This window comes from Marinobacter sp. ES-1, from assembly GCF_000475255.1.
GTDB lineage: Bacteria > Pseudomonadota > Gammaproteobacteria > Pseudomonadales > Oleiphilaceae > Marinobacter > Marinobacter vinifirmus.
On record NZ_AXBV01000038.1, the window covers coordinates 69,611 to 90,907 of the forward strand.

The 21,297-nt window shown below is 61.0% G+C and carries 21 protein-coding genes; 13 read left to right on the forward strand and 8 right to left on the reverse strand.

The window, feature by feature from the left end:
* Window positions 1-5: 5 nt before the first annotated feature.
* On the forward strand, window positions 6-818 hold the full coding sequence (locus tag Q668_RS07130) for a lysophospholipid acyltransferase family protein (RefSeq protein WP_022988915.1): 813 nt from the start codon (window positions 6-8) through the stop codon (window positions 816-818).
* Here Q668_RS07130 and Q668_RS07135 read toward each other — a convergent pair.
* The 4 genes from Q668_RS07135 to Q668_RS07150 all read right to left on the reverse strand — a co-directional run bounded on the left by Q668_RS07135 (window position 778) and on the right by Q668_RS07150 (window position 5,174).
* Window positions 778-1,254, reverse strand: coding sequence for an FKBP-type peptidyl-prolyl cis-trans isomerase (locus Q668_RS07135; RefSeq protein ID WP_022988916.1), 477 nt, complete (start codon window positions 1,252-1,254; stop codon window positions 778-780). The genes Q668_RS07130 and Q668_RS07135 overlap by 41 nt on opposite strands.
* Window positions 1,254-3,467, reverse strand: a complete 2,214-nt coding sequence (locus Q668_RS07140; protein ID WP_022988917.1) for an acetyl-CoA hydrolase/transferase C-terminal domain-containing protein — start codon at window positions 3,465-3,467, stop codon at window positions 1,254-1,256. Before Q668_RS07140 ends, Q668_RS07135 begins: the two co-directional genes overlap by 1 nt.
* A 106-nt stretch (window positions 3,468-3,573) precedes the next feature.
* Window positions 3,574-3,927: a DNA polymerase gene (locus Q668_RS07145; protein ID WP_022988918.1), complete on the reverse strand. Its 354-nt coding sequence runs from the start codon at window positions 3,925-3,927 to the stop codon at window positions 3,574-3,576.
* 209 nt (window positions 3,928-4,136) lie between these two features.
* Window positions 4,137-5,174 (reverse strand): NADP(H)-dependent aldo-keto reductase, encoded by a 1,038-nt coding sequence (locus tag Q668_RS07150; protein WP_022988919.1) that lies wholly within the window; start codon window positions 5,172-5,174, stop codon window positions 4,137-4,139.
* A 101-nt stretch (window positions 5,175-5,275) separates the two neighbouring features.
* Here Q668_RS07150 and Q668_RS07155 point away from each other — a divergent pair, with 101 nt between their 5' ends.
* Window positions 5,276-6,523: a glycosyltransferase family 4 protein gene (locus tag Q668_RS07155; RefSeq protein ID WP_081697565.1), complete on the forward strand. Its 1,248-nt coding sequence runs from the start codon at window positions 5,276-5,278 to the stop codon at window positions 6,521-6,523.
* Window positions 6,489-7,070 carry a phosphatase PAP2 family protein gene (locus Q668_RS07160; protein ID WP_022988921.1) on the forward strand — a complete coding sequence of 194 codons (582 nt, stop codon included), beginning with the start codon at window positions 6,489-6,491 and terminating at the stop codon, window positions 7,068-7,070. The genes Q668_RS07155 and Q668_RS07160 overlap by 35 nt, the downstream gene beginning before the upstream one ends.
* Here Q668_RS07160 and dinB read toward each other — a convergent pair.
* Complete coding sequence (dinB, locus tag Q668_RS07165) at window positions 7,045-8,109, reverse strand: DNA polymerase IV (protein WP_022988922.1); 1,065 nt, start codon at window positions 8,107-8,109, stop codon at window positions 7,045-7,047. The two genes, Q668_RS07160 and dinB, sit on opposite strands and share 26 nt — an antisense overlap.
* 115 nt (window positions 8,110-8,224) lie before the next feature.
* Between dinB and Q668_RS07170 the strand changes: the two genes are divergently transcribed.
* The 5 genes from Q668_RS07170 to minE all read left to right on the forward strand — a co-directional run bounded on the left by Q668_RS07170 (window position 8,225) and on the right by minE (window position 10,792).
* Window positions 8,225-8,503, forward strand: coding sequence for a DUF1244 domain-containing protein (locus Q668_RS07170; RefSeq protein WP_022988923.1), 279 nt, complete (start codon window positions 8,225-8,227; stop codon window positions 8,501-8,503).
* Window positions 8,503-8,865 (forward strand): HopJ type III effector protein, encoded by a 363-nt coding sequence (locus tag Q668_RS07175; protein ID WP_022988924.1) that lies wholly within the window; start codon window positions 8,503-8,505, stop codon window positions 8,863-8,865. The genes Q668_RS07170 and Q668_RS07175 overlap by 1 nt, the downstream gene beginning before the upstream one ends.
* A 23-nt stretch (window positions 8,866-8,888) precedes the next feature.
* Window positions 8,889-9,659: a septum site-determining protein MinC gene (gene minC, locus Q668_RS07180; protein WP_022988925.1), complete on the forward strand. Its 771-nt coding sequence runs from the start codon at window positions 8,889-8,891 to the stop codon at window positions 9,657-9,659.
* A gap of 65 nt (window positions 9,660-9,724) precedes the next feature.
* Window positions 9,725-10,537: a septum site-determining protein MinD gene (minD, locus tag Q668_RS07185; RefSeq protein WP_022988926.1), complete on the forward strand. Its 813-nt coding sequence runs from the start codon at window positions 9,725-9,727 to the stop codon at window positions 10,535-10,537.
* Window positions 10,538-10,540: 3 nt separating this feature from the next.
* Window positions 10,541-10,792 carry a cell division topological specificity factor MinE gene (gene minE, locus Q668_RS07190; protein ID WP_022988927.1) on the forward strand — a complete coding sequence of 84 codons (252 nt, stop codon included), beginning with the start codon at window positions 10,541-10,543 and terminating at the stop codon, window positions 10,790-10,792.
* Between the two features lie 14 nt (window positions 10,793-10,806).
* Here minE and Q668_RS07195 read toward each other — a convergent pair whose 3' ends face one another.
* On the reverse strand, window positions 10,807-11,814 hold the full coding sequence (locus Q668_RS07195) for a DUF2804 domain-containing protein (protein WP_022988928.1): 1,008 nt from the start codon (window positions 11,812-11,814) through the stop codon (window positions 10,807-10,809).
* Window positions 11,815-11,951: 137 nt separating this feature from the next.
* Between Q668_RS07195 and Q668_RS07200 the strand changes: the two genes are divergently transcribed.
* From Q668_RS07200 to Q668_RS07220, 5 genes are all read left to right on the forward strand, one after another.
* On the forward strand, window positions 11,952-12,689 hold the full coding sequence (locus tag Q668_RS07200) for an START domain-containing protein (protein ID WP_022988929.1): 738 nt from the start codon (window positions 11,952-11,954) through the stop codon (window positions 12,687-12,689).
* Between the two features lie 82 nt (window positions 12,690-12,771).
* The gene (locus Q668_RS07205) at window positions 12,772-13,263 is read left to right on the forward strand and encodes an HPP family protein (RefSeq protein WP_022988930.1); all 492 of its coding nucleotides are present in this window, start codon (window positions 12,772-12,774) and stop codon (window positions 13,261-13,263) included.
* A gap of 24 nt (window positions 13,264-13,287) precedes the next feature.
* Window positions 13,288-14,673, forward strand: coding sequence for a PhoH family protein (locus tag Q668_RS07210; protein WP_036219393.1), 1,386 nt, complete (start codon window positions 13,288-13,290; stop codon window positions 14,671-14,673).
* Window positions 14,674-14,782: 109 nt separating this feature from the next.
* Window positions 14,783-16,396 carry an FAD-dependent oxidoreductase gene (locus Q668_RS07215; RefSeq protein WP_022988932.1) on the forward strand — a complete coding sequence of 538 codons (1,614 nt, stop codon included), beginning with the start codon at window positions 14,783-14,785 and terminating at the stop codon, window positions 16,394-16,396.
* 52 nt (window positions 16,397-16,448) lie between these two features.
* Window positions 16,449-18,107: an acetolactate synthase large subunit gene (locus Q668_RS07220; RefSeq protein ID WP_022988933.1), complete on the forward strand. Its 1,659-nt coding sequence runs from the start codon at window positions 16,449-16,451 to the stop codon at window positions 18,105-18,107.
* A 6-nt stretch (window positions 18,108-18,113) separates the two neighbouring features.
* Here the strand turns inward: Q668_RS07220 and Q668_RS07225 are convergent, their stop codons facing one another.
* Together Q668_RS07225 and Q668_RS07230 are read right to left on the reverse strand one after the other, a co-directional pair.
* Window positions 18,114-19,466 carry a sigma-54-dependent transcriptional regulator gene (locus tag Q668_RS07225; protein ID WP_022988934.1) on the reverse strand — a complete coding sequence of 451 codons (1,353 nt, stop codon included), beginning with the start codon at window positions 19,464-19,466 and terminating at the stop codon, window positions 18,114-18,116.
* The gene (locus Q668_RS07230) at window positions 19,463-21,214 is read right to left on the reverse strand and encodes a sensor histidine kinase (protein ID WP_022988935.1); all 1,752 of its coding nucleotides are present in this window, start codon (window positions 21,212-21,214) and stop codon (window positions 19,463-19,465) included. Before Q668_RS07230 ends, Q668_RS07225 begins: the two co-directional genes overlap by 4 nt.
* Window positions 21,215-21,297 lie beyond the last annotated feature (83 nt).

Genomic DNA, 21,297 nt, shown 5'->3' on the forward strand with positions numbered 1-21,297 from the left:
CCGCCATGAGCGGAATTCGACTGGTCACCCGGTTGCTGGCCTTTGCCGTGTTCCTGTGTGGCACCTGCGTGCTGACTCTGGCCTTGTTAGCGGCAGACCGGTTCAGACAGCAGCCCACAGACAAAAACGCCTGGGCCACCTTCTGTTTCCGGCAGGCTTGCCGGTGCCTTGGCTGGCAGATAAGGGTGCACGGCCAGCCCTCCCCCGGCAATGCCCTGTACGTAGCCAATCACATCAGCTGGTCAGACATTCCGGCACTTGGCAGCCTCACCCCGTTGCGGTTTCTGTCGAAGGCTGAAGTTGGCAGCTGGCCAGTGATCGGCTGGCTGGCCCGGCAGGCCGGCACCCTGTTTATCAAACGCGGTGGCGGCCAGGCACGGAGAATAAAGAAAACAATGATGGAGCACCTGCAGGCGGGGGAATCGGTCCTGGTGTTCCCGGAAGGCACCACCAGTTCCGGGCTTGCGGTACTGCCGATGCACGGATTATTGCTGACCGCGGCCCGGGACGCAGGGGTTCCTGTTCAGCCAGTCACCATCGGTTACCGGCGTAACCAGCGGCCAGACCCGGTTGCGCCCTTCGTGGGTGACGACAGCTTCACCCGGCACCTGGTGCGTTTTCTCAGCCAGCCGCCAACCTGCATCGAGATCGTGTTTCACCCGCCGGTCACGGCAGACCAGCCGGTGAACGAACTTAGCCGTCATATCCACCAGGAGATCAGCGCCGGCCTGAAGCGGATTCATTCCGGCGAATTCGATACCTGCGAACCGCCGCCGGTCAGAACAGCGGCCGGCCCTGAGCTATCTCGTCTTCCGTAGCCTCGCGGCGACCGACGATTTCCAGGTCAAAATACAGGGTGAATCCTGCCAGCGGGTGGTTGGCGTCAACCTTCACCAGGTTGCCGTCAATCGCCACCACCTGGACCACCTGGGCTTCGTCACCGGAATTGGTCTGAAAACGCATACCCACATCCAGGTTTTCCACCCCCTCGAACAGCGAGCGGGGCACCTTGCGTACCAGGTCGTCCCGGTATTCGCCGTAGGCCATCTCCGGCGGAATGGTCACTTCCAGGCAGTCTCCCACCTTGCGGTCTTTCACCGCTTCCTGGATACCTTCAATAATCTCTGGCGAACCATAGAGAAAGTGCAGCGGCTCGCTGCCTTCCGAGGTATCTACCAATTCGCCAATGCGGTTTTTCAGCACGTAGTGGACGGTAAAGACTTCCGGCTTTGCTTGCGGGGTTTGTGCTTGCATCAGTTTTTCGGCTTTCCTGTCGGTGTCGGAGTTTCCAGGCGGTCAAGGCCGTGGATGACCAGCTTGCGGTCCAGCTTTTCCCGCAACCCGGAAGGCCGCTGCAGCCCCATGCGCTCAAGCAGCGCCTGGTAGCGACCTTCCTCATCCTCGGCCCGCAGGGCCTGCCAGAGGGTGGCGAGTTTACCACGACGGGAGCCGGTTGCGGCCTTCAGCCCCTTAAGGGCTTTCCCCAGTGTCAGTTCTTCGTCGGTGAAATCACGGCCGAACGGGAAGGCCGGGAACCAGTCGCCCTCACCCGCCGCGTTCATGGCGTTGCGCACGGCAGCCGGCGTGTTGTCTTTCCAGTGCGCCGGTATCCTGAAGTCAGCCCGCACCTTGCCGGCCTGCTTGGCCTGTTTCAGCAGCCCTTCCTGGAAACGGGCATCGGCAATGCGGATCAGCCGCAGCATCACCTGCTCGTCGCTCTGGCCCCTCAGGTCAGCAATGCCGTATTCGGTGATCACAATGTCCCGGAGGTGCCGGGGAATAGTGCAGTGGGCGTAGTTATAGACGATGTTGGAAACGGTTTCGCCGCGGGATACACGGGTTGCCCGCAGGGCCAGGATAGACCGGGCACCCGGCAGCTCATGGGCCATGGAGACAAAGTTGTACTGGCCACCCACACCGCTGACCACCCGACCATCGGCCAGGCCGTCAGACACCGCCGCGCCGTTCAGGGTGTACATCATCGCAGAATTGATAAACCGGCCGTGAACCCGCTGGGCGGCCTTCAGCCTCTGGTTGCCAAACCGGTGGTCATACAGGTGATTGATGTAGTTCACACTGGTCATGCACACGCGGTCGCGCTGCTCCGGAGGCAGCTCCCTCAGTGCCTGGTAGAACTTCTCGGGGCCCAAATAGAAACCGCCGTGCATGACAATGCCGCCCGCCAATTTGTCCCCCAGGGCATGCTCTGCCAGTGCCTGTCGGGTTTCCGCATCGGCCAGGTCAGCCTGAACCGATAGCTGCTCATCCAGAACCAGTCGCCCGCCCCGCAACTCGACACCGTCGCGGATCACCCCATAGCGGATCAGCCACTGCAGGTCCCGGGCCCGAAGGGGCGACTCGATCAGCCCTTCCTTGAGCAGCACATCCAGCATCTCCAGCGACGGCTGCCCGCTGATATCGCCCTGATTGATCAGTTCCTGCAGGCGCGCGTCGTCGAACACCTCCCGTGTCAGGATGCCTTCCTGCATCAGGTACAGAAAGCCATCCACCATCATTTCGCTGCAGCCGTACAATCCCTCTTCGAAGCGGCCGGTGCCGCCATACTCAACGGCGACGGGAAATTCTTCCGCCACGTTCAGATGCCGGTACACCGCCTGCCAGGCGTCATTGCTGTGGTGGCGCAGAATGGCGTTGTGCACCAGCGCGGCCCCTAGGGAACCAATGCCCACCTGCAGGGTGCCACCATCTTTAAGCAATGTGCTGGCGTAAAAGCCGATCATATGGTCGGCGGGGCTGACCGCCATCTGGGGAGCTGAAAACAAGGGATACTCAGTTCTGGAATCTGCCAGCACCACATCGAACTGATTCTCGGGCACCGCCGCGTGGTGGCCGAACCAGGGCAGGTTGCTGTTTACTTCGGCCACGATGGCTACCGGCGTGCCCTGCGCTTCCCGCTCCCGCATCAAAGGCAGGATATCCAGCGTCAGGTCCGGGTTGCAGCTGAAGCTCAACTCGCCAGGCCGGACGTGTTCAGCGCCCGGCGACATCAACTGGCCGATCACGTTGATGCCCTGGGCCATCAGGTCACGCACCGCATGGGTGTAGTTGGTACACACGTAATTGCGCTGCTGGTCCCGGTTGTTCAGGTAACTGCCGGCCTTGAAGAAGAATTCAGATACGGTCACGTTTGCCGGCAACCGGTTGTTAGTCACATCCCGGGCGTAGGCCAGCTCGGGAATGTTGCCGTAAAGCCGCCGTGCAAACGGGCCCATAAAGCGCTTTTCAAGTGAGGAGCTGCCTTCCGGCGCGAGCAGGGACAACGCAGTGACAATATGCAGCTGGATTTCAGGATCATCCTTGGCACGCTGGTACAGGGCGTTTACAAAGCGCACCGGCTTGCCCAATCCGAGCGGCAACCCGAGGGTAATCTGCTTGCCTACCCGCTCGATCACGCGGTCTACACAGTCATTTGCATTATCGGAATAGATTCCGTTCTGCTCGGCCATCTCCGGCTCCTCGTTCGATGAGAATCTCAGAAAACGTGATGATCACACGGGCAAACGAGGCTGACAATGCGTCAGGTCAGAAGAAATTACGGATTAAAGGAAGGGATCAGAAATTCCAGCGCAGGTTCAGGCTGGCACCTTCATTGAGCAGGGCGATACCGTGGTCGGGCTGGGCGCCGTCAGAGGCATAGGTTTTACCGGAGCTGCGGGCGCGCACAAGGCCAAGGCTCAGAAGCCGGGAGCCAATGGCGGCGATGGCATCGCTGCGGTCTTCGTCGACATCGCCCGACATCCACTCCTGGAATTCGTAGATATCTTCGGGGGAAACCGTACCGTCACGCTCCGCCATCATGCGTTCCGACAACACCGGTTCATACAGCACCGGATCGGCAGCCTCGGCGCGCACGGCGAAGGCGACCAGGTTGAGCGCGAGCAGAATAAGGAAGAGGCGAATAATCATGACAACATTACAAACCCGACGTGGTTAAGTCAGCCAAAAGGATACTGTACGAAAGTCTAGTGATTATCCATGAAATTGATGTGACTTTGCACACAAATACGCCAGCAACCTGGCGCATTTGCGGCACTTTTTTGTCAAGAAATGATCAGTTATTTTGCATTCTGTAACATTTGCCCGGTTGCCCGGGCTTCAGGGGGTGTCGCCGGGGGTCACGGGCAGGGATAGGTAAACTCGGCGTGGATCGCCTCGATCGCGGCCACCAGGTCCTGGCTGAGCTGCACCTCTGCCGAACCGATGTTCTCCCGGAGCTGCTCCATGGTGGTAGCCCCAATGATGGTGCTGGTCACAAACTCCCGGCTGTTTACCCAGGCCAGCGCCATCTGGGCTGGCGACAGTCCGTTCTGGTGCGCCAGTTCGCAATAAGCCCGGGTGGCGTCGGCGGCATGCTCTCCGGTGTACCGGCTGAAACGCTCATACAGGGTCAGCCGCGCCTTTTCCGGCCACTTGCCACCCAGGTATTTACCGGTAAGCATGCCGAAGGCCAGCGGCGAATACGCCAGCAGCCCGGTGCCTTCCCGGTGGGCAAACTCGGCCAGCCCCGATTCGAACGAACGGTTCAGCAGGCTGTATGGGTTCTGGATAGACACCACCCGGGGCCAGCCATTCTCGCGTGACAGCCGCAGGTACTCCATGGTGCCCCAGGGCGTCTCGTTCGACAGGCCCACGTGGCGTATTTTTCCCTCTTTGACCAGCTCGTCCAGCGCCCCCAGGGTTTCCTCGATAGGCGTCATGGTTTCATTGGGGTTGCGCACATAACCCAGCTTGCCGAAGAAATTGGCGCTGCGGTCAGGCCAATGCACCTGGTACAGGTCGATATAATCCGTTTGCAGGCGCTTCAGACTGTTTTCACAGGCTTCACGGATGTGATCCCGGGTCAGCCTGGGGCCGCCACGCAGGTAACCCAGGCTATTGCCGGGCCCTGCCACCTTGCTGGCAATCACCAGGTCATCCCGCTTGCCCCGGCTGGCCAGCCAGTTACCCAGGTAGGTTTCGGTCAGACCCTGGGTTTCCGCCCGGGGCGGTACCGGGTACATCTCTGCGGCGTCGATAAAGTTGATGCCGGCGCCGGTGGCGTAGTCCAGCTGTTCAAACGCTTCCTGCTCGGTATTCTGTTCGCCCCAGGTCATGGTGCCCAGGCAAATCAGACTGACATCGATGTCGGTGTTTCCAAGTTTTCGCGTTTGCATGAATTCTCCTCGTTTGCATGAGAAACCAGTAACTACAATACGTAAAGGGATTGTCACAGAGCTGTCGTATTACTGTCATGGCCGGTTTCCATAGTGGAGGCATGACAGAAAAACCTTCAGGACAAGCCGTGACCGAACTCCCGCCAACTAACCGGCGCGCGCACCACATTACCATTGTTTCCGAGACGTTTCCGCCGGAAATCAATGGCGTGGCCAACACCATGAAGCACCTGTGCCAGGGGCTGGTGCAGCGTGGGCATGAGGTCACGGTCGTTCGCCCTGGCCAGCGCCGGGAACACAAAGGCCTGTGCGACCACAGTGGCAATGGCCTGTCTTCCCGGGAGCTGATTGTTTCCGGCCTGCCACTGCCCGGCTACAAAGACCTGCAATTCGGCCTGTCCCGCCCAGCCACCCTGAAAAAACTGTGGCAAGACCGCCGGCCAGATGCCATCTACGTGGCAACCCAGGGCCCTCTTGGGATTGCCGCAGTATCTGCCGCCCGAAAACTCCGGATTCCGGTCACCTCCGGTTTCCACACCAACTTTCACAGCTACTCCCGCTACTACGGCATGGGCGCGCTGGAACGCCTGCTGTGCGCCTACGGCCGCTGGTTCCATAACCGCACGGCCCTGACCCTGGTGCCAACCCGGAAAATGCAGGCGGTTACCCGCAGCATGGGCATCACCAACGCCGGCCTGTGGGCCCGGGGCGTGGATTGTCAGCGCTTTACACCCCACAAGCGTGATTCAGGCCTGCGCAAGGGCTGGGGCCTGGACGAAAACGACAAAGCCGTGCTCTATGTGGGGCGCCTGGCACTGGAAAAAAACATCCGTAAAGCCGTGGCCTGCTTCGAGCGTATCAAAGGCCTGCATGCCAACGCCCGGTTTATCCTGGTGGGCGACGGGCCACTGCGGCGCCAGCTGGAAGAGCGACACCCGGACTACATTTTCTGTGGTACCCGGCAAGGCGACGACCTGGCCCGGCACTATGCCTCCGGCGACCTGTTCCTGTTCCCCAGCAAAACCGACACCTTCGGCAACGTGGTGCTGGAAGCCATGGCCAGCGGCCTGGCAGTGGTGGCGTTTGACGATGCCGCTGCGGAGGAACACATACGGCACGAGGAGAACGGCCTGAAAGCGCCGCTCACCGAAGACGAAAGCTTTATCAAAAACGCCCTTCGACTGGCAGACCAGCCCAGCCTGCTGCAACGGATCCGGGCCCAGGCCCGACTGGACGCACTGGAGCTGAGCTGGCACAGCCAGATAGAACAATTCGAACAACTGGTACTCAACCAACCTGCACAGGCCCGATACCATGGCGTCAACAAGCAAAGCATCCAGATTCTTTGAGCTGGCAGACCAGCGTGAATACGCCCTGTGCCAGTCTATTAACCGAACCACCCGTTTCCGGCCGGTCAAAGGCTACTTCCAGCTGGTCAGCCGGCTGGGTGATGGCTGGTTCTGGTACGCACTGATTCTTTCCATACCCTTCATGGCTCCGGCCCAGGGCCAGAACATCGCCGTGCTGATGACCTTCACCGGCCTCACCTGCACCGTTACCTATAAAGGCCTCAAGCACTGGCTGATCCGCGAACGGCCGTTTATTTCCTTCCCGGCCATCAATTGCGCCACACCACCGCTGGACCGCTACAGCTTTCCGTCGGGCCACACCCTGCACGCCGTCTGTTTCCAGACCATGCTGTTCGCCACCCTGCCGGCACTGGCCTGGGCCATCCTGCCGTTTACCCTGTCTGTAGCCGCCTCCCGGGTGGTACTGGGGCTGCACTATCCGAGTGATGTAGCGGCCGGCGCGCTGATTGGCGGCCTGATGGGGTGGACTTCAGTACAGCTGTTCAGCGATCTGCTGCAGCTCAGTCAAACAGTCGCAGCTGGGTAACCGGCGCTTCGTCGTTACGAAAACGCACCCCGACTCCCATCAACCGGACCGGACGATCCCGGTTGCTGACCAGTTCATCCAGCAACGGCTGATAATCCTCCGGAGCGGGTTCCGCCACCGTGTCCCGCACCCGTTCCAGGGTGTGAGTCGAAAAATCGCTGTAACGGATTTTCACAAACAGTTTGTGGATGGGCTTATCCCGGCCCTTGCGGGCCAGGCGCAGATTCAGGTCAGCCACCAGCGCAGGCATCACCGATTCGCAGGCCTCCTTGCCCGGCAAGTCCTGTGAAAACGTCCGCTCTACACTGACCGACTTCGCCACCCGCGACACCACCACCGGCCGCTCATCCCGGCCATGGGCCATCTCGAACAGCCGGTAGCCCTGCTTGCCGAATTTCTCGATCAGCACCTCAGCACCCAGCACCTGCATATCGCCGCAGGTCTGTATGCCCAGAGCATGCAGTTTGCCTGCGGTCACCTGGCCCACCCCGAACAGCTTTTCCACCGGCAGCGACTGCACAAACGCCGGCACCTCTTCCGGGGTGATCACAAACAAGCCGTCCGGCTTGCGCCAGTCGCTGGCAATCTTGGCCAGGAACTTGTTCGGTGCCACGCCGGCGGAAATGGTGATCCCCACCTCCCGCTTCACCCGCTCCCGCAGGTGCCGGGCCATCAGGGTGGCACTGCCTTTATGGTCAGTAATGTCTGAGACATCCAGAAAGGCTTCATCCAGCGACAGCGGCTCCACCAGGTCGGTCATATCACGCAGAATGGCCATCACCTGCTGGGAAACCGCCCGGTACTTGCCCAGGTCCGGTGGCACCATCACCAGCCCGGGGCACAGGCGCCGGGCTTCGCTGCCCGGCATGGCCGAGCGCACGCCAAAAGCCCGGGCCTTGTAGTTGCAGGTGGTCACCACGCCCCGGCCGCCGGCACCGCCCACAGCCAGCGGAACGTCCCGCAAAGACGGGTCGTCACGCATCTCGACCGCGGCGTAGAAACAGTCGCAATCTACATGGATGATCTTGCGCTGGGCCATAAAAGGCAGACTCACGTTAACAATCTGTACGTTTATACAGCCTTGTATCTTACGGTAACATGCCGAGAATGTCAGGAAACCCAGAACACAACCCGGTACACCACTGAGAGGCTCCATGACTAACCCTATCCCCGAGAACGAACGCACCGAAATCGAAGCCGCCGCCTTCCGCCGCCTGGTGGCGCACCTGCGCGAGCGCACCGACGTACAGAACATCGACCTGATGAACCTGGCCGGCTTCTGCCGCAACTGTTTGTCGAAGTGGTACCGGGCCGAGGCCGCCGACCGGGGCTTCGAGATAACCGACCCGGCCGCCCGTGAAGAAATCTACGGCATGCCTTACGAAGACTGGAAAGCGAAGTACCAGACCGGCCCGAAACAGGACCACAAATAATGAACATCGCTGAAGCCGTTCGCATCCACCTGGCCTCGCTGCAGGGTGGCCACTCCAGTTTTGACGACACCCTGGCGCTGATCGACCAGCACTTCGAGTTCCAGCCCACCGGGTTCAACAACGGCCCGCTGCGTAACGATGCCGGCGAGAACAACGGTTCCTGCCGTGTGTTTGCCCTGGGACAGTACTGCAACCTGAACGAAGCCGACACCCTGCAACTGTTCGCCCAGCACTACCAGCAGGTACTGGGTGACCCGGCGGGCGACAGCCACGGCAACATCCGCCAGTTTATCAGCACCGGCTGGTCTGGCATCCGCTTTGACGGCCAGCCGCTGCGCCCGAGAAACGAAACCCAATCGTAAAACACCAGGGAAGACTGCAATTCATGAGCGATACCGCCACCTCCGGGGTAAAACAGAGTTTCCAGCTGAAAAGCGCTAACGTCTCACTGACGGCCCTGGAGCTGTACTACTTCGACAACGACGAGTTCGAAGCCAACCTGCGGGACAAGATCAGCCAGGCGCCGGGTTTCTTCAAAGACATCCCGCTGGTCATCAGCCTGGAGAAGTACGAAGGCCTGGACAGCGAACTGGACTTCTTCAAGATCATCGGCACCTGCCGGCGCCACAATATCCACGTGATTGGCGTGCGCGCCGGCAATGAAGACCAGCGCCGGCTGGCCCGGGGCGCTTCCCTGGCCCTGTTGCCAGGCGGATCGGCCCGCGACAAGGCACAAACGGCCGCACCGGAGCCGGAAGCCCGGGCCGAAGAGGCCCCGGTAGCCGAAGCGCCGGCCGACACGGTGCCAGCGGCCGAACCGGCCCCGGCACGCATCATCAGCCAGCCGGTGCGCTCCGGCCAGCAGGTGTATGCCCCGGAGGGAGACCTCGTTATCCTGGCGCCGGTGCAGGCAGGGGCCGAAGTACTGGCCGCGGGCAATATTCACGTGTACGGCCCCCTGCGCGGGCGGGCACTGGCCGGCATCCACGGTGCCGAAAGCGCCCGGGTATTCTGCCAGTCACTTGAAGCTGAGCTTGTGTCCATCGCCGGACACTATAAAATCTCCGAAGATCTTCAGGACAATGGCTGGAAAAGCGCTGTGCAGATCCAGCTCAGGGACGACCTGCTGGTGGTAACGCCACTGGACAAGGCCTGATGTTGTGACACCGAAAAACAACATGTGAAGACAAGACGAATCCACTGCGAAACAGGAATTGAACCTTGGCTAGAATCATTGTCGTTACCTCAGGTAAAGGCGGCGTTGGCAAAACCACCACCAGCGCCTCAATCAGCACCGGCCTTGCCAAGCGCGGCCACAAGACCGTCGTCATCGACTTCGATGTGGGCCTGCGCAACCTCGACCTGATCATGAACTGCGAGCGCCGGGTGGTTTACGACTTCGTAAACGTGATCCAGGGCGAAGCCTCGCTCAACCAGGCCCTGATCAAGGACAAGCGGGTAGAAACCCTGTACATCCTGCCGGCTTCCCAGACCCGTGAAAAAGAAGCCCTCACCCGGGAAGGTGTAGAGAAAGTCATCAACGAGCTGTCGCAGACCTTCGATTACATCGTGTGCGACTCGCCGGCCGGCATCGAGCACGGCGCCCAGATGGCCCTGTACTATGCCGACGAAGCCATCGTGGTAACCAACCCGGAAGTATCCTCGGTACGGGATTCCGACCGCATCCTGGGCATCCTGCAAAGCAAGTCCCGCCGTGCCGAAATGGGCCAGGACCCAGTGAAAGAACACCTGCTGCTGACCCGCTACAACCCGGACCGGGTTGAACGCGGAGAAATGCTTTCGGTGAAAGACGTTGAAGAAATCCTGGCCATCCCCCTGCTGGGCGTTATCCCGGAAAGCCAGGTGGTACTGAACGCCTCCAACCAGGGCCTTCCGGTGATCCTGGAAGAAAACAGCGATGCCGGCCAGGCCTATGACGACGCGGTAGCGCGGCTGCTGGGTGAAGACCGGGAGCACCGCTTCATGACGGCCCAGAAAAAGGGTTTCTTCTCACGGATGTTCAAGGGGGGCTAAGGGATGAGTTTTCTGGATTACTTCAGAAGCAAGAAGAACAACACCGCGAGCGTGGCCAAGGAACGCCTGCAGATCATCGTGGCCCACGAACGGGGCCAGCGCGACATGCCGGATTACCTGCCACAGCTGCAGCAGGAACTGCTGGATGTGATTCGCAAATACGTGCAGATCAGCGACGACATGGTCCAGGTAGATGTGGACCGTAACGATAGCTGTTCGGTACTGGAACTGAACGTCACCCTGCCGGAAAAATAACGGCGGCGCCCGCGTTACCAGCGGGCGAAGTGATCTTCCACCAATCCCCGTAGCCCGGCTACGGGGATTTTTTTGCCCGTCTCATCCGTCACCGTACCGCGAAAGGTGCCGGCAAACTGCCGGAAGTTGGATGCCAGCACCCAGGCATTCAGCCGCTCCTTGCGCACGCCAGCCGGCTCAAAGGCCAGGTCTACCCGGCCGTCCCCGGTGGTTACCCGCCATTCACTGCCGGTCCGGTACCGGTCGAACACAAAGCGGGCTGCCCCCAGCTTGATACACTGGCCATCCAGCCACAGGGCGTTTTCTGTCATACCGGTTTCGTTTACCCCGGCAGCCAGGTTCAGGCCGATGGATGTGCCATCTTCGGCCACACCGGCCAGGCAGGCCCAGTTCCAGGCGGTTTCCCGGCGCATAAAGCCACAACTCCAGTCGATGGACGCCCGGGTTTGCTCGTCACAACGCCACGCCTGCCCGCCCCAGCGTACCTCCCCTTCCACCGCCAGCCCGGCGGATTTCCGGGTAAACACCCAGCCGTTGTAACCAGCCGGGCACACCAGCCGCAGGGGCTGGTCGGTATCCTGCAACGTCAGGTCTACCCGGATTGTTCCCGGTGCTGTCACCTGTACCTTGCGGCCACCCTCCGTCGGCTCGATGGACAGGCTCACCTCGCCCTTGCGAAAGCGGGACGCGCCATGTTCCGGAAAAGGCTCGATCACCGTGTGCCGGGCCAAAGGCTGCATGAATGATTGCTCAAACATCTGCCCGCTCTCGAAATCGAACAGGTAGAAAAACCCGCTGCCCAGCAGCTTCAGGTCCACAATCGCCATGCCGAACACCCAGCCCGGCGCCATGGCACTGACAAACTGGAACTGGTTGAACCGCCAGCGCTTCGCCAGCCGGGACCGCGGCTTGTCCATCACCGTACGCAGGTCGTAATCCAGGTAATTGATGGTTTCCACCGGCTGGTCCAGGACCCCGGGGGTAAACCGCCCCTTTGCATCGATCAGTGTTTGTTTTGTCATATTTTCCGTCAGATCAGGCCAATTGCGCCCTCGGGCGATTCAGTAAGTTACCTGGTTCACAAACCCTTGTTCCGGCAGCAAAGGCCACCAGGGCTCCGTGCTAGACTGCCGCCAACTTCCTCATCAAAGTGTAGCTTATGCTGTTTACCAGAGCCCTTGGCTTCAGGGCCTCCTTGATCAGTCTGGCCGGCCTTGTTACCGGCATTGTCCTGTCTGCCTCCGCCACTGGCGCCGAAACGGGCAGCCTTCCGGCCATCGACGCCGAACAATGGGCCCTGCAGAAAGAAGTCGACAACATACGCATCTACACCATGGACCAGCCCGGTTCCGGCTTCCAGGCTTTCAAAGCCGTCGCCGAACTGGACGCCCCCATCGAAAACCTGATGGCGGTAATGATCAACCCGGAATCCTGCGAGGAATGGGTACTCAACTGCTCGGAATCCTACGCCTTCGGCCAGGGTGACTTCCACGACCGCTACGCCTACTCCGTCAACGATATGCCCTGGCCGGTAACCGACCGGGACTATGTTCTGCGTATCCGCACCCGGGGCGAAGCCGGCACCGGCAGAATCATCATGGACCTCAACGCCACCCCCGGCATGCGGGCAGAGTACAGCAGCCGCGTTCGGGTAGACGTTTCCAACACACTTTACCAGTTCACCCCGCAGGGCCAAGGCACCCACATGGTGTGGGTTCAGCACACCGAACCCAACGGCTCCCTGCCCGGCTGGCTGGTGAACAACCTGCTGGTTGATATCCCGGTCAAATCCATGCAGGCACTGGAAGCGGTGGCCCGGTCTGAAAAGTATCAGGGCTACCGGCTGGAGTGGGCCGAAGACGGCAACCTGCAAGGCGTTGTCCCCGACAACCGCTGACCGGGCCACAAACAAGGGTGACTGCAGGCCACGGAACGGCTAAGCTTTCAGCAAAAGCACCGCAAATGGAAGACGCCTGCCCATGACTGTTCTCGCCCATGAGATCATGACCCCCACCATCAAAGCCGTCCCACACCACTGGACCATGGACAGGCTGGCCCGATTCCTCACCGACAACGAAATTACCGGCAGCCCGGTAACCGACGACAACGGCGACATCATCGGCATTGCCACCCTTAAAGACATCACCGAATTCCGCTGGAACGCTGCCCGCTCCGGAGACCAGCCCAAGCTCACCGAAGAAGAGCAGGAAGAAGCCCGGCGCCTGCGCATGGTGATTTTCGAAGAAATGGGCAAGGTGCCGGTGGAAGTGCGCGATATCATGACGCCGATCGTACTCTCGGTTGACGAAGACACCCCGGTGCGCGACATTGCCAACATCATGATGCGCGAGCACCTGCACCGAATCTTTGTAACCCGGGATTCAAAGATCACCGGCATCATTACCACCTACGACATGCTGAAGCTGGTTTCCGACCGGGAACTCAGCCAGCGATGCGCCGAGAGCGACTGAGCCACCAGAGAGGTAACCCACCCTATGCCCAGAGCACCGCAAGCTCGCAAGAAGATGTACGTCCTCGACACCAATGTCCTGATCCACGATCCGAATGCCCTCCTGAACTTTGAAGAACACGACGTCATCATCCCGATGACCGTCCTCGAAGAACTCGACAGCCTGAAGTCCGGTAAGCAGACCGTTGCCGCAGACTGCCGCCAGGCCATTCGCAACATCGACAAACTGCTGGGCGATGCCAGCCCGAAGGACATCGAAAAAGGCGTACCGATCCTGCGCGGCCAGAAAGCGGACCCGCTGGGCACTCTCTCGATCATCATGAGCACGGAAGGGGCCGGCAACCACTCGCTGCCCGAACACCTGAACGACAACAAGATCATCAACACCCTGGCCGCCCTGCAGGCCCGGCACAAATCCCGCGACATCATCCTGGTCAGTAAAGACATCAACATGCGGCTGAAGGCCCGGGGCTTTGGCGTGGAAGCCCAGGACTACCACAACGACCAGCTGCTGGACGACATCGACCTGCTGCCCAAGGGCTACAAGGAATTCCCGAACTCCTTCTGGGACAACATTGCCAAGGTGGAAACCGTGCAACGGGAAGGTGTCACCGAACACCTGCTCAAGCGCGAGGGCGAGCTGGCCCGGTTGAATATCAACGAGTTCGTGATTGACGAGCGCGGCTTCATCGGCCAGGTGGTGGACATTTCCGGCGACCAGCTGGTGATCAAAGACCTGCACCAGCACGACCTGATGAACGAAGAAGTCTGGGGCCTGGTACCGCGGGACATCTACCAGGCCATGGCCCTGCACCTGTTGCTGGACCCGGATATCCACCTGGTCAACCTGACCGGCTCCGCCGGCTCCGGTAAAACCATCCTGGCCCTGGCGGCCTGCATTGAAATGACCGTGGCCAGCAAGCTGTACAAGCGCATCATTGCCACTCGCTCCACCCAGGGGCTGGACGAAGACATCGGCTTCCTGCCGGGCACCGAGGCCGAAAAAATGGAGCCCTGGCTGGGCGCTATCGTGGACAACCTCGAAGCCCTGCATGAAGACGACGAGAACATGACCGCCAGCGTGGATTACATCCTCAGCAAGGTGCCCCTGCACTTCAAATCCATGAACTACATCCGGGGCCGCAGCTTCCAGCACAGCCTGATCATTATTGACGAGTCCCAGAACCTGACCCCGCACCAGATCAAGACCATCATCACCCGGGCCGGTAACGGCTCCAAGGTGATCTGCCTGGGCAACCTGGCGCAGATCGACACCCCGTACCTGAGCCCCCTGAGCTCCGGCCTGACCTACATGACCGAACGCTTCAAGGGCTTCCACCACGGTGGCCACATCCACCTGCAGGGCGTGCCCCGATCGGTTCTGGCGGAGTTCGCCGAAGCCAACCTGTGACCATGGCATTCGAGGCCAACCCTGTTGGCCTCGAAGGTCAATTCAGAATCCTGTCTTGCGGTATATTGTCTCTCCTATAAAAACACCAAAAACAAAGGGAATAGCGTTAATGGCCAGACACATAGCCTCAGACATCGTGATTGCCGGAGGCGGCCTGGCTGGCATCGTCACCGCCCTGGAAGCCCTGCGGGCCGGCAAAACCGTGACCATTGTCGACCGGGACACCCCGGAGCGCCTTGGCGGGCTGGCACTCTGGGCCTTTGGCGGCATGGCGCTGATCGAAACTCCACTGCAAAGGCGCATGAAAATTGCCGATTCCCCGGAGCGGGCCCTGCAAGACTGGATAAGCTTCGGAGAGCTGGACCCGACCGACGAGTGGCCCATGCAGTGGGCCCGCTATTACGTGGAAAACTCCCGCGCCGAGGTGCACGACTGGCTGATCGACGAAGGCCTGAAATTCATGCCAGCGGTCAACTGGGTAGAACGCGGCCGGTTTGGTGACGGCAACTCCGTACCCCGCTACCACATAGTCTGGGGCACGTCCCGGGAACTGACCCGCCGCATGATCAATGCCCTGCACAACGCCGACACCCAACATGGCCTGACCATCCTGCACGGCCACAAGGTAACGGCCCTGGAGCAACAGGCGGGCAACATCAGCGGCGCCGTCGCCATCAAGGAATCCACTGGCGAGGAAGTCCGGCTGAGCGCACCCACCGTGGTACTGGCCATGGGTGGCATCAACGGCAGCCATGCCGAATGCCGGGCCAACTGGCCCGAACACCGGCCACAACCGGCCACCCTGCTCAATGGCGCCCACCCCTTTGCCGACGGCAAGCTGCACCACTGGGCCGAAGACCACCTGGGGGCCAAAATCACCCACGCCGGCGAAATGTGGAACTACGCAGCAGGCTTTCCACACCCCTACCCGCACTTTCCCGGCCATGGCCTGTCGACCATTCCGTGCAAATCCGCCCTGTGGCTGAACCATCGTGGTGAGCGCATCGGGCCGGAGCCCCTGGTAACCGGTTTCGACACCCACTGGCTGTGCCAGCGCGTAGCCGAGCAGGAAAAACCCTGGACCTGGCATCTGCTGAACCGGCGCATTGCCCTGAAAGAATTTGCCATTTCCGGTGCCGAACACAACGCCCGCATCCGCGACAAGCAGTTCCCGCTGTTCCTGAAAGAACTGCTGTTGGGCAACAAACCGCTGGTCAACCAGATGGCCCACGAAAGCCCTCACTTCCTGGTGGACGACAGCCTGGAAGGACTGGCAGCGAAAATGAACGCACTCACCTGCTCGCTGGACATCAACCCGGCCACCCTGAAAGCCACCGCCGATGCCTTCGACGCCAACTTCAGCAAGGGCAGCCAGCTGAATAACGACGCGCAAATCCGCAAAATCCTGCATGCCCGCCAGTGGGGGCCCGACAAGCTGCGCACCTGCAAGCCGGCACCGCTGCAGAAACCCGGCGCGGGGCCGTTTATTGCCATCCACATGCAGCTGACCACCCGCAAAAGCCTGGGCGGCCTGCGTACCGACCTGCAAAGCCGGGTTCTGGACGCCAGCGGCCAGCCGGTCAGCGGGCTTTACTGTGTCGGCGAAGCCGCAGGTTTTGGTGGCGGCGGCGCCAACGGCAAGCGGTCACTGGAAGGTACCTTCCTGCCCGGCTGCATCATGACCGCCAGGGCCGCGGCGCGCTCCATCATCAACGGCCGCTGAACAACGAGACAAGCCTCGAAAACAAGAATCCGACAGGATCAGGAGAACCAACATGCCAAACGGCGCCCAAGCCTTGATGAAAACACTGGTCGATGCCGGCATTGAAGTCTGCTTTACCAACCCCGGCACCAGCGAGATGCACTTTGTGGCCGCGCTGGACAGCGAACCCAAAATGCGCGCCGTACTGGCCCTGTTTGAAGGCGTAGCCACCGGTGCCGCCGACGGCTACGCCCGCATGGCCGACAAGCCGGCAGCTACGCTGCTGCACCTGGGCTGCGGCCTGGGCAACGGCCTGGCAAACCTGCACAACGCCCGCAAAGGCAAGGTGCCGGTGGTGAACATTGTCGGCGACCACGCCACCTACCACGTGAAGCACGACGCCCAGCTGCAATCCGACATCGAAACCGTGGCCCGCAACGTGTCTCCGGGCTTTGTGCGTACCTCTCAAAGCACCGAAGCCCTGTGCCAGGACGCCGCCGAAGCCATCGCAGTGGCCAAGGGCCTGCCCGGGCAGGTAGCGACCCTGATCCTGCCCGCCGATGTATCCTGGGGCGAAGGCGGCCAACCCTGTGCGCCACTGCCACAGCCGGAAGCCCAGGCGGCGGAGGATGCCGCCGTTCAGGCGGTAAAAGACGCCATCGCCAGTGGCCAGAAAACCGCCCTGTTACTCGGTGGCCGCGCCCTGCGCGAGCCGGCATTGATGGCCGCAGCCCGCATTGCCGCCCACAGTGGCGTTACCCTGTTTGCCGAAACCTTCCCAACCCGCATAGAACGGGGCGCAGGCCTGCCCCCGGTAGAGCGGATAGCCTACCTGGCAGAGCTGGCCACCCTGCAGCTGTCTGAATTCGACCACCTGGTACTGGTCGACGCCAAGGCCCCGGTATCGTTCTTTGGCTACCCGGGCAAGCAGAGTTACCTGGTGCCCGACAACTGCACCGCCCACACGCTCAGTACTCCGGAGCAAGACGCCGCCGCGAGCCTGAATAAGCTGGCTGAAGCCCTGGGCGCTGCCGGTGCCGAGCCCAAGCTGCAGGCCGAAGGCCGGCCGGGACTGCCCAAAGGCAAGCTGACCGCTGAAAAAGTGTGTCGGGCCATGGGCGAGCTGATGCCGGAGAACAGCATCATCGTGGATGAATCCATCACCTCCGGGTTGATGCTCAACGCCATGACCGCAGGCGCTCCGCGCCACGACATGATCACCCTCACCGGGGGCGCCATCGGACAGGGTCTGCCTAATGCCGTGGGCGCCGCCATCGCCTGCCCGGACCGCCCGGTGTTCGCCCTGATCGGCGACGGCACCGCCATGTACACCATCCAGGCCCTGTGGACAATGGCGAGGGAAAACCTGAACGTCACCAGCATCATCTTCAACAACGCTTCCTACTCCATCCTGAACGTGGAACTGGAACGAGTAGGCGCAGAAGAAGCCGGCGTCAAGGCCAAGTCCCAGCTGGATATCAGCGGGCCGGTCACCCACTACGCCCAGCTGGCCCAGAGCATGGGTGTGCACGGTGTGCGAGTGCGCACGGCGGAAGAGTTGATCAAAGCCATGGAGTACGCCCAGGCGCACCCCGGGCCGCACCTGATTGAAGCAGTGGTGCCGGAATCGCTGAATGGCGTTAAACGGAAAGTACTGCCCTGGCTGCTGAAGTCGCTGCCGAGCTTGCCACGGCCACTGACCAAGGCCCTTAAGAAAAAGATTGCGCCCTGAGGGGCGCTAATCCTTGAACTGGGCCTTGTCCAGGCCGTGCTTCTTCATCTTGTCGTACAGGGTTTTGCGGGCAATTCCCAGCTGAAGCATAGTGTCTTTGATACTGCCATGGCTGGCGTTGAGCGCGCTGACGATGGCCGTGCGCTCAAACCCGTCCATCATCTCGGATAATGTCTGGCGCCCGGACAGGTTGCCCTGTTCGGAACTGTCACCACCATCCAGGGCTGCTGGCCCCAGCAGCACGTAACGCTCTGCCAGGTTCCGCAGTTCCCGCACGTTGCCGGGCCAGGAGTGCTGCATCAGCCGGGCCACCTGCCGGGCATCCAGCGGAACACTCTCCCGGTCGTAACGGGCGGCGGCAATCAGGGCAAAGTGGTGAAACAGCGTGGGAATGTCTCCCTTGCGCTCCCGCAGGGGCGGAATATCCACCTTCACCACATTCAGCCGGTAGTAGAGATCAGACCGGAACGCTCCCTCATCGCTGAGCTGTTTCAGGTCGGCCTTGGTGGCGGCAATAATGCGCACATCCACATCTATTGACTGGTTGCTGCCCAGCCGCTCCACCCGCAGCTCCTCAAGTACCCGAAGCAGTTTCACCTGCAGCGCCATGGGCATGCTTTCCACTTCATCCAGGAACAAAGTGCCCCGGTGGGCATGCTCAATCTTGCCGATACGCCGCTTCTCGGCACCGGTGAAGGCCCCGGCTTCGTGGCCGAACAGTTCACTCTCGATCAGGTTTTCGGGCACCGCGCCGCAGTTGATGGCAACAAAGTTGTGGGCACTGCGGGGGCTGCTTTCGTGAATGTACCGGGCCAGGGCATCCTTACCGGAACCGGTTTCACCATGCAGCAGCACGTTTGCGGAAATATCCAGGATCGGCCCGATGGTCGACATCACCGCCTGCATCGCCGGCGAATCACCCAAAACCCGCGGCCCGGGCTTGGCCAGCTGCCGCAACTGGGCCTTCAGGCGCCGGTTTTCCAGTGCCAGGTGCCGTTTTTCCAGGGCGTGCCGCAGCAGTTCGATCAGCTCATCGTGGTCAAAGGGCTTTTCAATGAAGTCATAGGCCCCCTGCTGCATGGCCGACACCGCCGTGCTGATGTCGCCCTGGCCGGTGAGCAGAATCACCGGGATGTCTTCATCAATCTTCCGTACCTCGTGCAACAGCTGCATGCCATCCATGCCCGGCATGTTGTAGTCGCACAGAACGATGCCTTCGAACTCTGGCTGCACCAGCTTCAGCGCCGATGCTCCGTCGGCAAAACAGGCTACCGGGATATCTTCCAGGGTGAGGGTTTGTTCCATCACCGGCCGGATATCCGGGTCATCATCCACAAAAATCACTGATGGTATTGTCATCCCTCTGCCTTACGCTGTTTCAGTGTCAGAACAAACTCCGCCCCGGGGCCGTCGACCCGGTTCTGGCCGGTCAGGCTGCCGCCAAGTGCTTCGACAATCTGCCGGGAGATCGACAGGCCGAGCCCCAGCCCCTGCTTGACCGAACGGGTGGTAAAGAACGGCTCGAACACCTGCTCGGAATTCCCCGGCAAGCCATGGCCGTTATCCTTCACCACGCATCGCCAGTCGTCGTCTTCATCGGCAACCAGGATATCAATCTGCGGTTGCTCGCAGCCTTCCACCGCCTGGACCGCATTGGCCAGCAGGTTAACCATCACCTGCTCCACCCGGATCAGGTCACCGTGGCACATCACCGGGTTGTCCGGTCGCTGCCAGCGAATGTTAATGCCCTCGCTGGCGTTCTGGGCGCGGATAATTTTCAGCGCCGCATCAACCGGCAGGCGCAGATCCACCACGGACGGCGGCCCCTCAGACTTGCGGGCGAACACCTTGAACTGCCGGATCAGCTCCGCCATCTTGTCGCACAGGGCAACAATCTCTCCCAGGTTGGCATCCACCATGTCGGTGGCACCCCGCTCCAGGAACTTCCGGCCGTTACGGGCATAGGCCTGGATCGCCGTCAGGGGCTGGTTGATTTCATGGTTCAGGCCGGCAGACATCTGCCCCAACACCGCCAGCTTGGCGGCCTGGATCAGCTCCTGCTGGGTTTCACGGAGGTCTGCGGTGCGCTGGGCAACCCGGCGCTCCAGCTGTTCACCCCTGAGCGCCAGCTCCCGCTCCCGGCGGTAACGCTCTCGCAGGTACAGCCAGGTCAAGAAACAGGCCAGGAACAGGGCCAGGCCACCGGCCATAAACCCGATGCGGGTCCACAGTATCGGCCGGGTGTCAGTCAGTACCAGCAGGCTCCAGTCCAGCCGGGGCAAACCGGTTTCAACCGTCAGGTAGGTTCCGGCCTTGTCACTTTCCCTTAACCGGATGCGGGCTGACTCGTCCGCCAGCCCCCAGGGCTTGCCCTGCTCCACAAAGTCAACGGGCTTCAGTTCCCGCTCGGGATAGCGCTGGCGAACCCTGGCATTCTCTTCGGCATTATCCGTCGGCCTGAAATCCCGATAGAGCCAGTCCGTCCGGCTGGACAAAAAGCTGATACCGTCGCCGTCCAGCACCACCATCTCCGCCTGCTGGCGGGATTCCGGCCGGTGCCACTGGGATTCCAGCTCGTGTACCAGAACCTTGATAGCAACAACACCCAGCATATTGCCGCGCTGGTCACGAACCGGGTTGGTGAAATACAGGCCCCGCTCCGAGGAGATATTGCCCAGGGCGAAGTAGGCTACCGACCCGCCGGTGGCAACCGCTTCTGAAAAATACGGCCGGAAGGCGTAATTGTTGCCCACAAAAGTATTTGGCTGGCCAAAATTGTTGGCCGCAATGGTCATCCCGGTCAGGTCCATCAGATAGATATCGGAGCCGCCCACAATGGTGGCCATCCGCTGCATCTGCTCGTTGGCGCGAAGCAGGGTAACGGCGTTATCCGGTTCTTTCAGGGCGTCCGCCAGCAGGGGGTGTTCGGCAATCAGGGCAGGCACCGGCAGGTAGCGGTTAAGCTCGTTGGCGACCAGCTGGCGATAACGAAAGGCTTCCTGCAGGCTGTCCTGCTCCAGTTGCCGGTAACCAGACCAGCCCCCGAGCAGCCAGGACAGCAGCAGGGTAATAATCAGAACAACCGTAATGCTGATCCGGTTAAGCATGGGTTCGGATTCCGGCAAAGCCTCTAGACTAGCGCCGGAATCCGGGCAGGACAACAGGCCGTCATGACCGCTGCCCTGCCCTT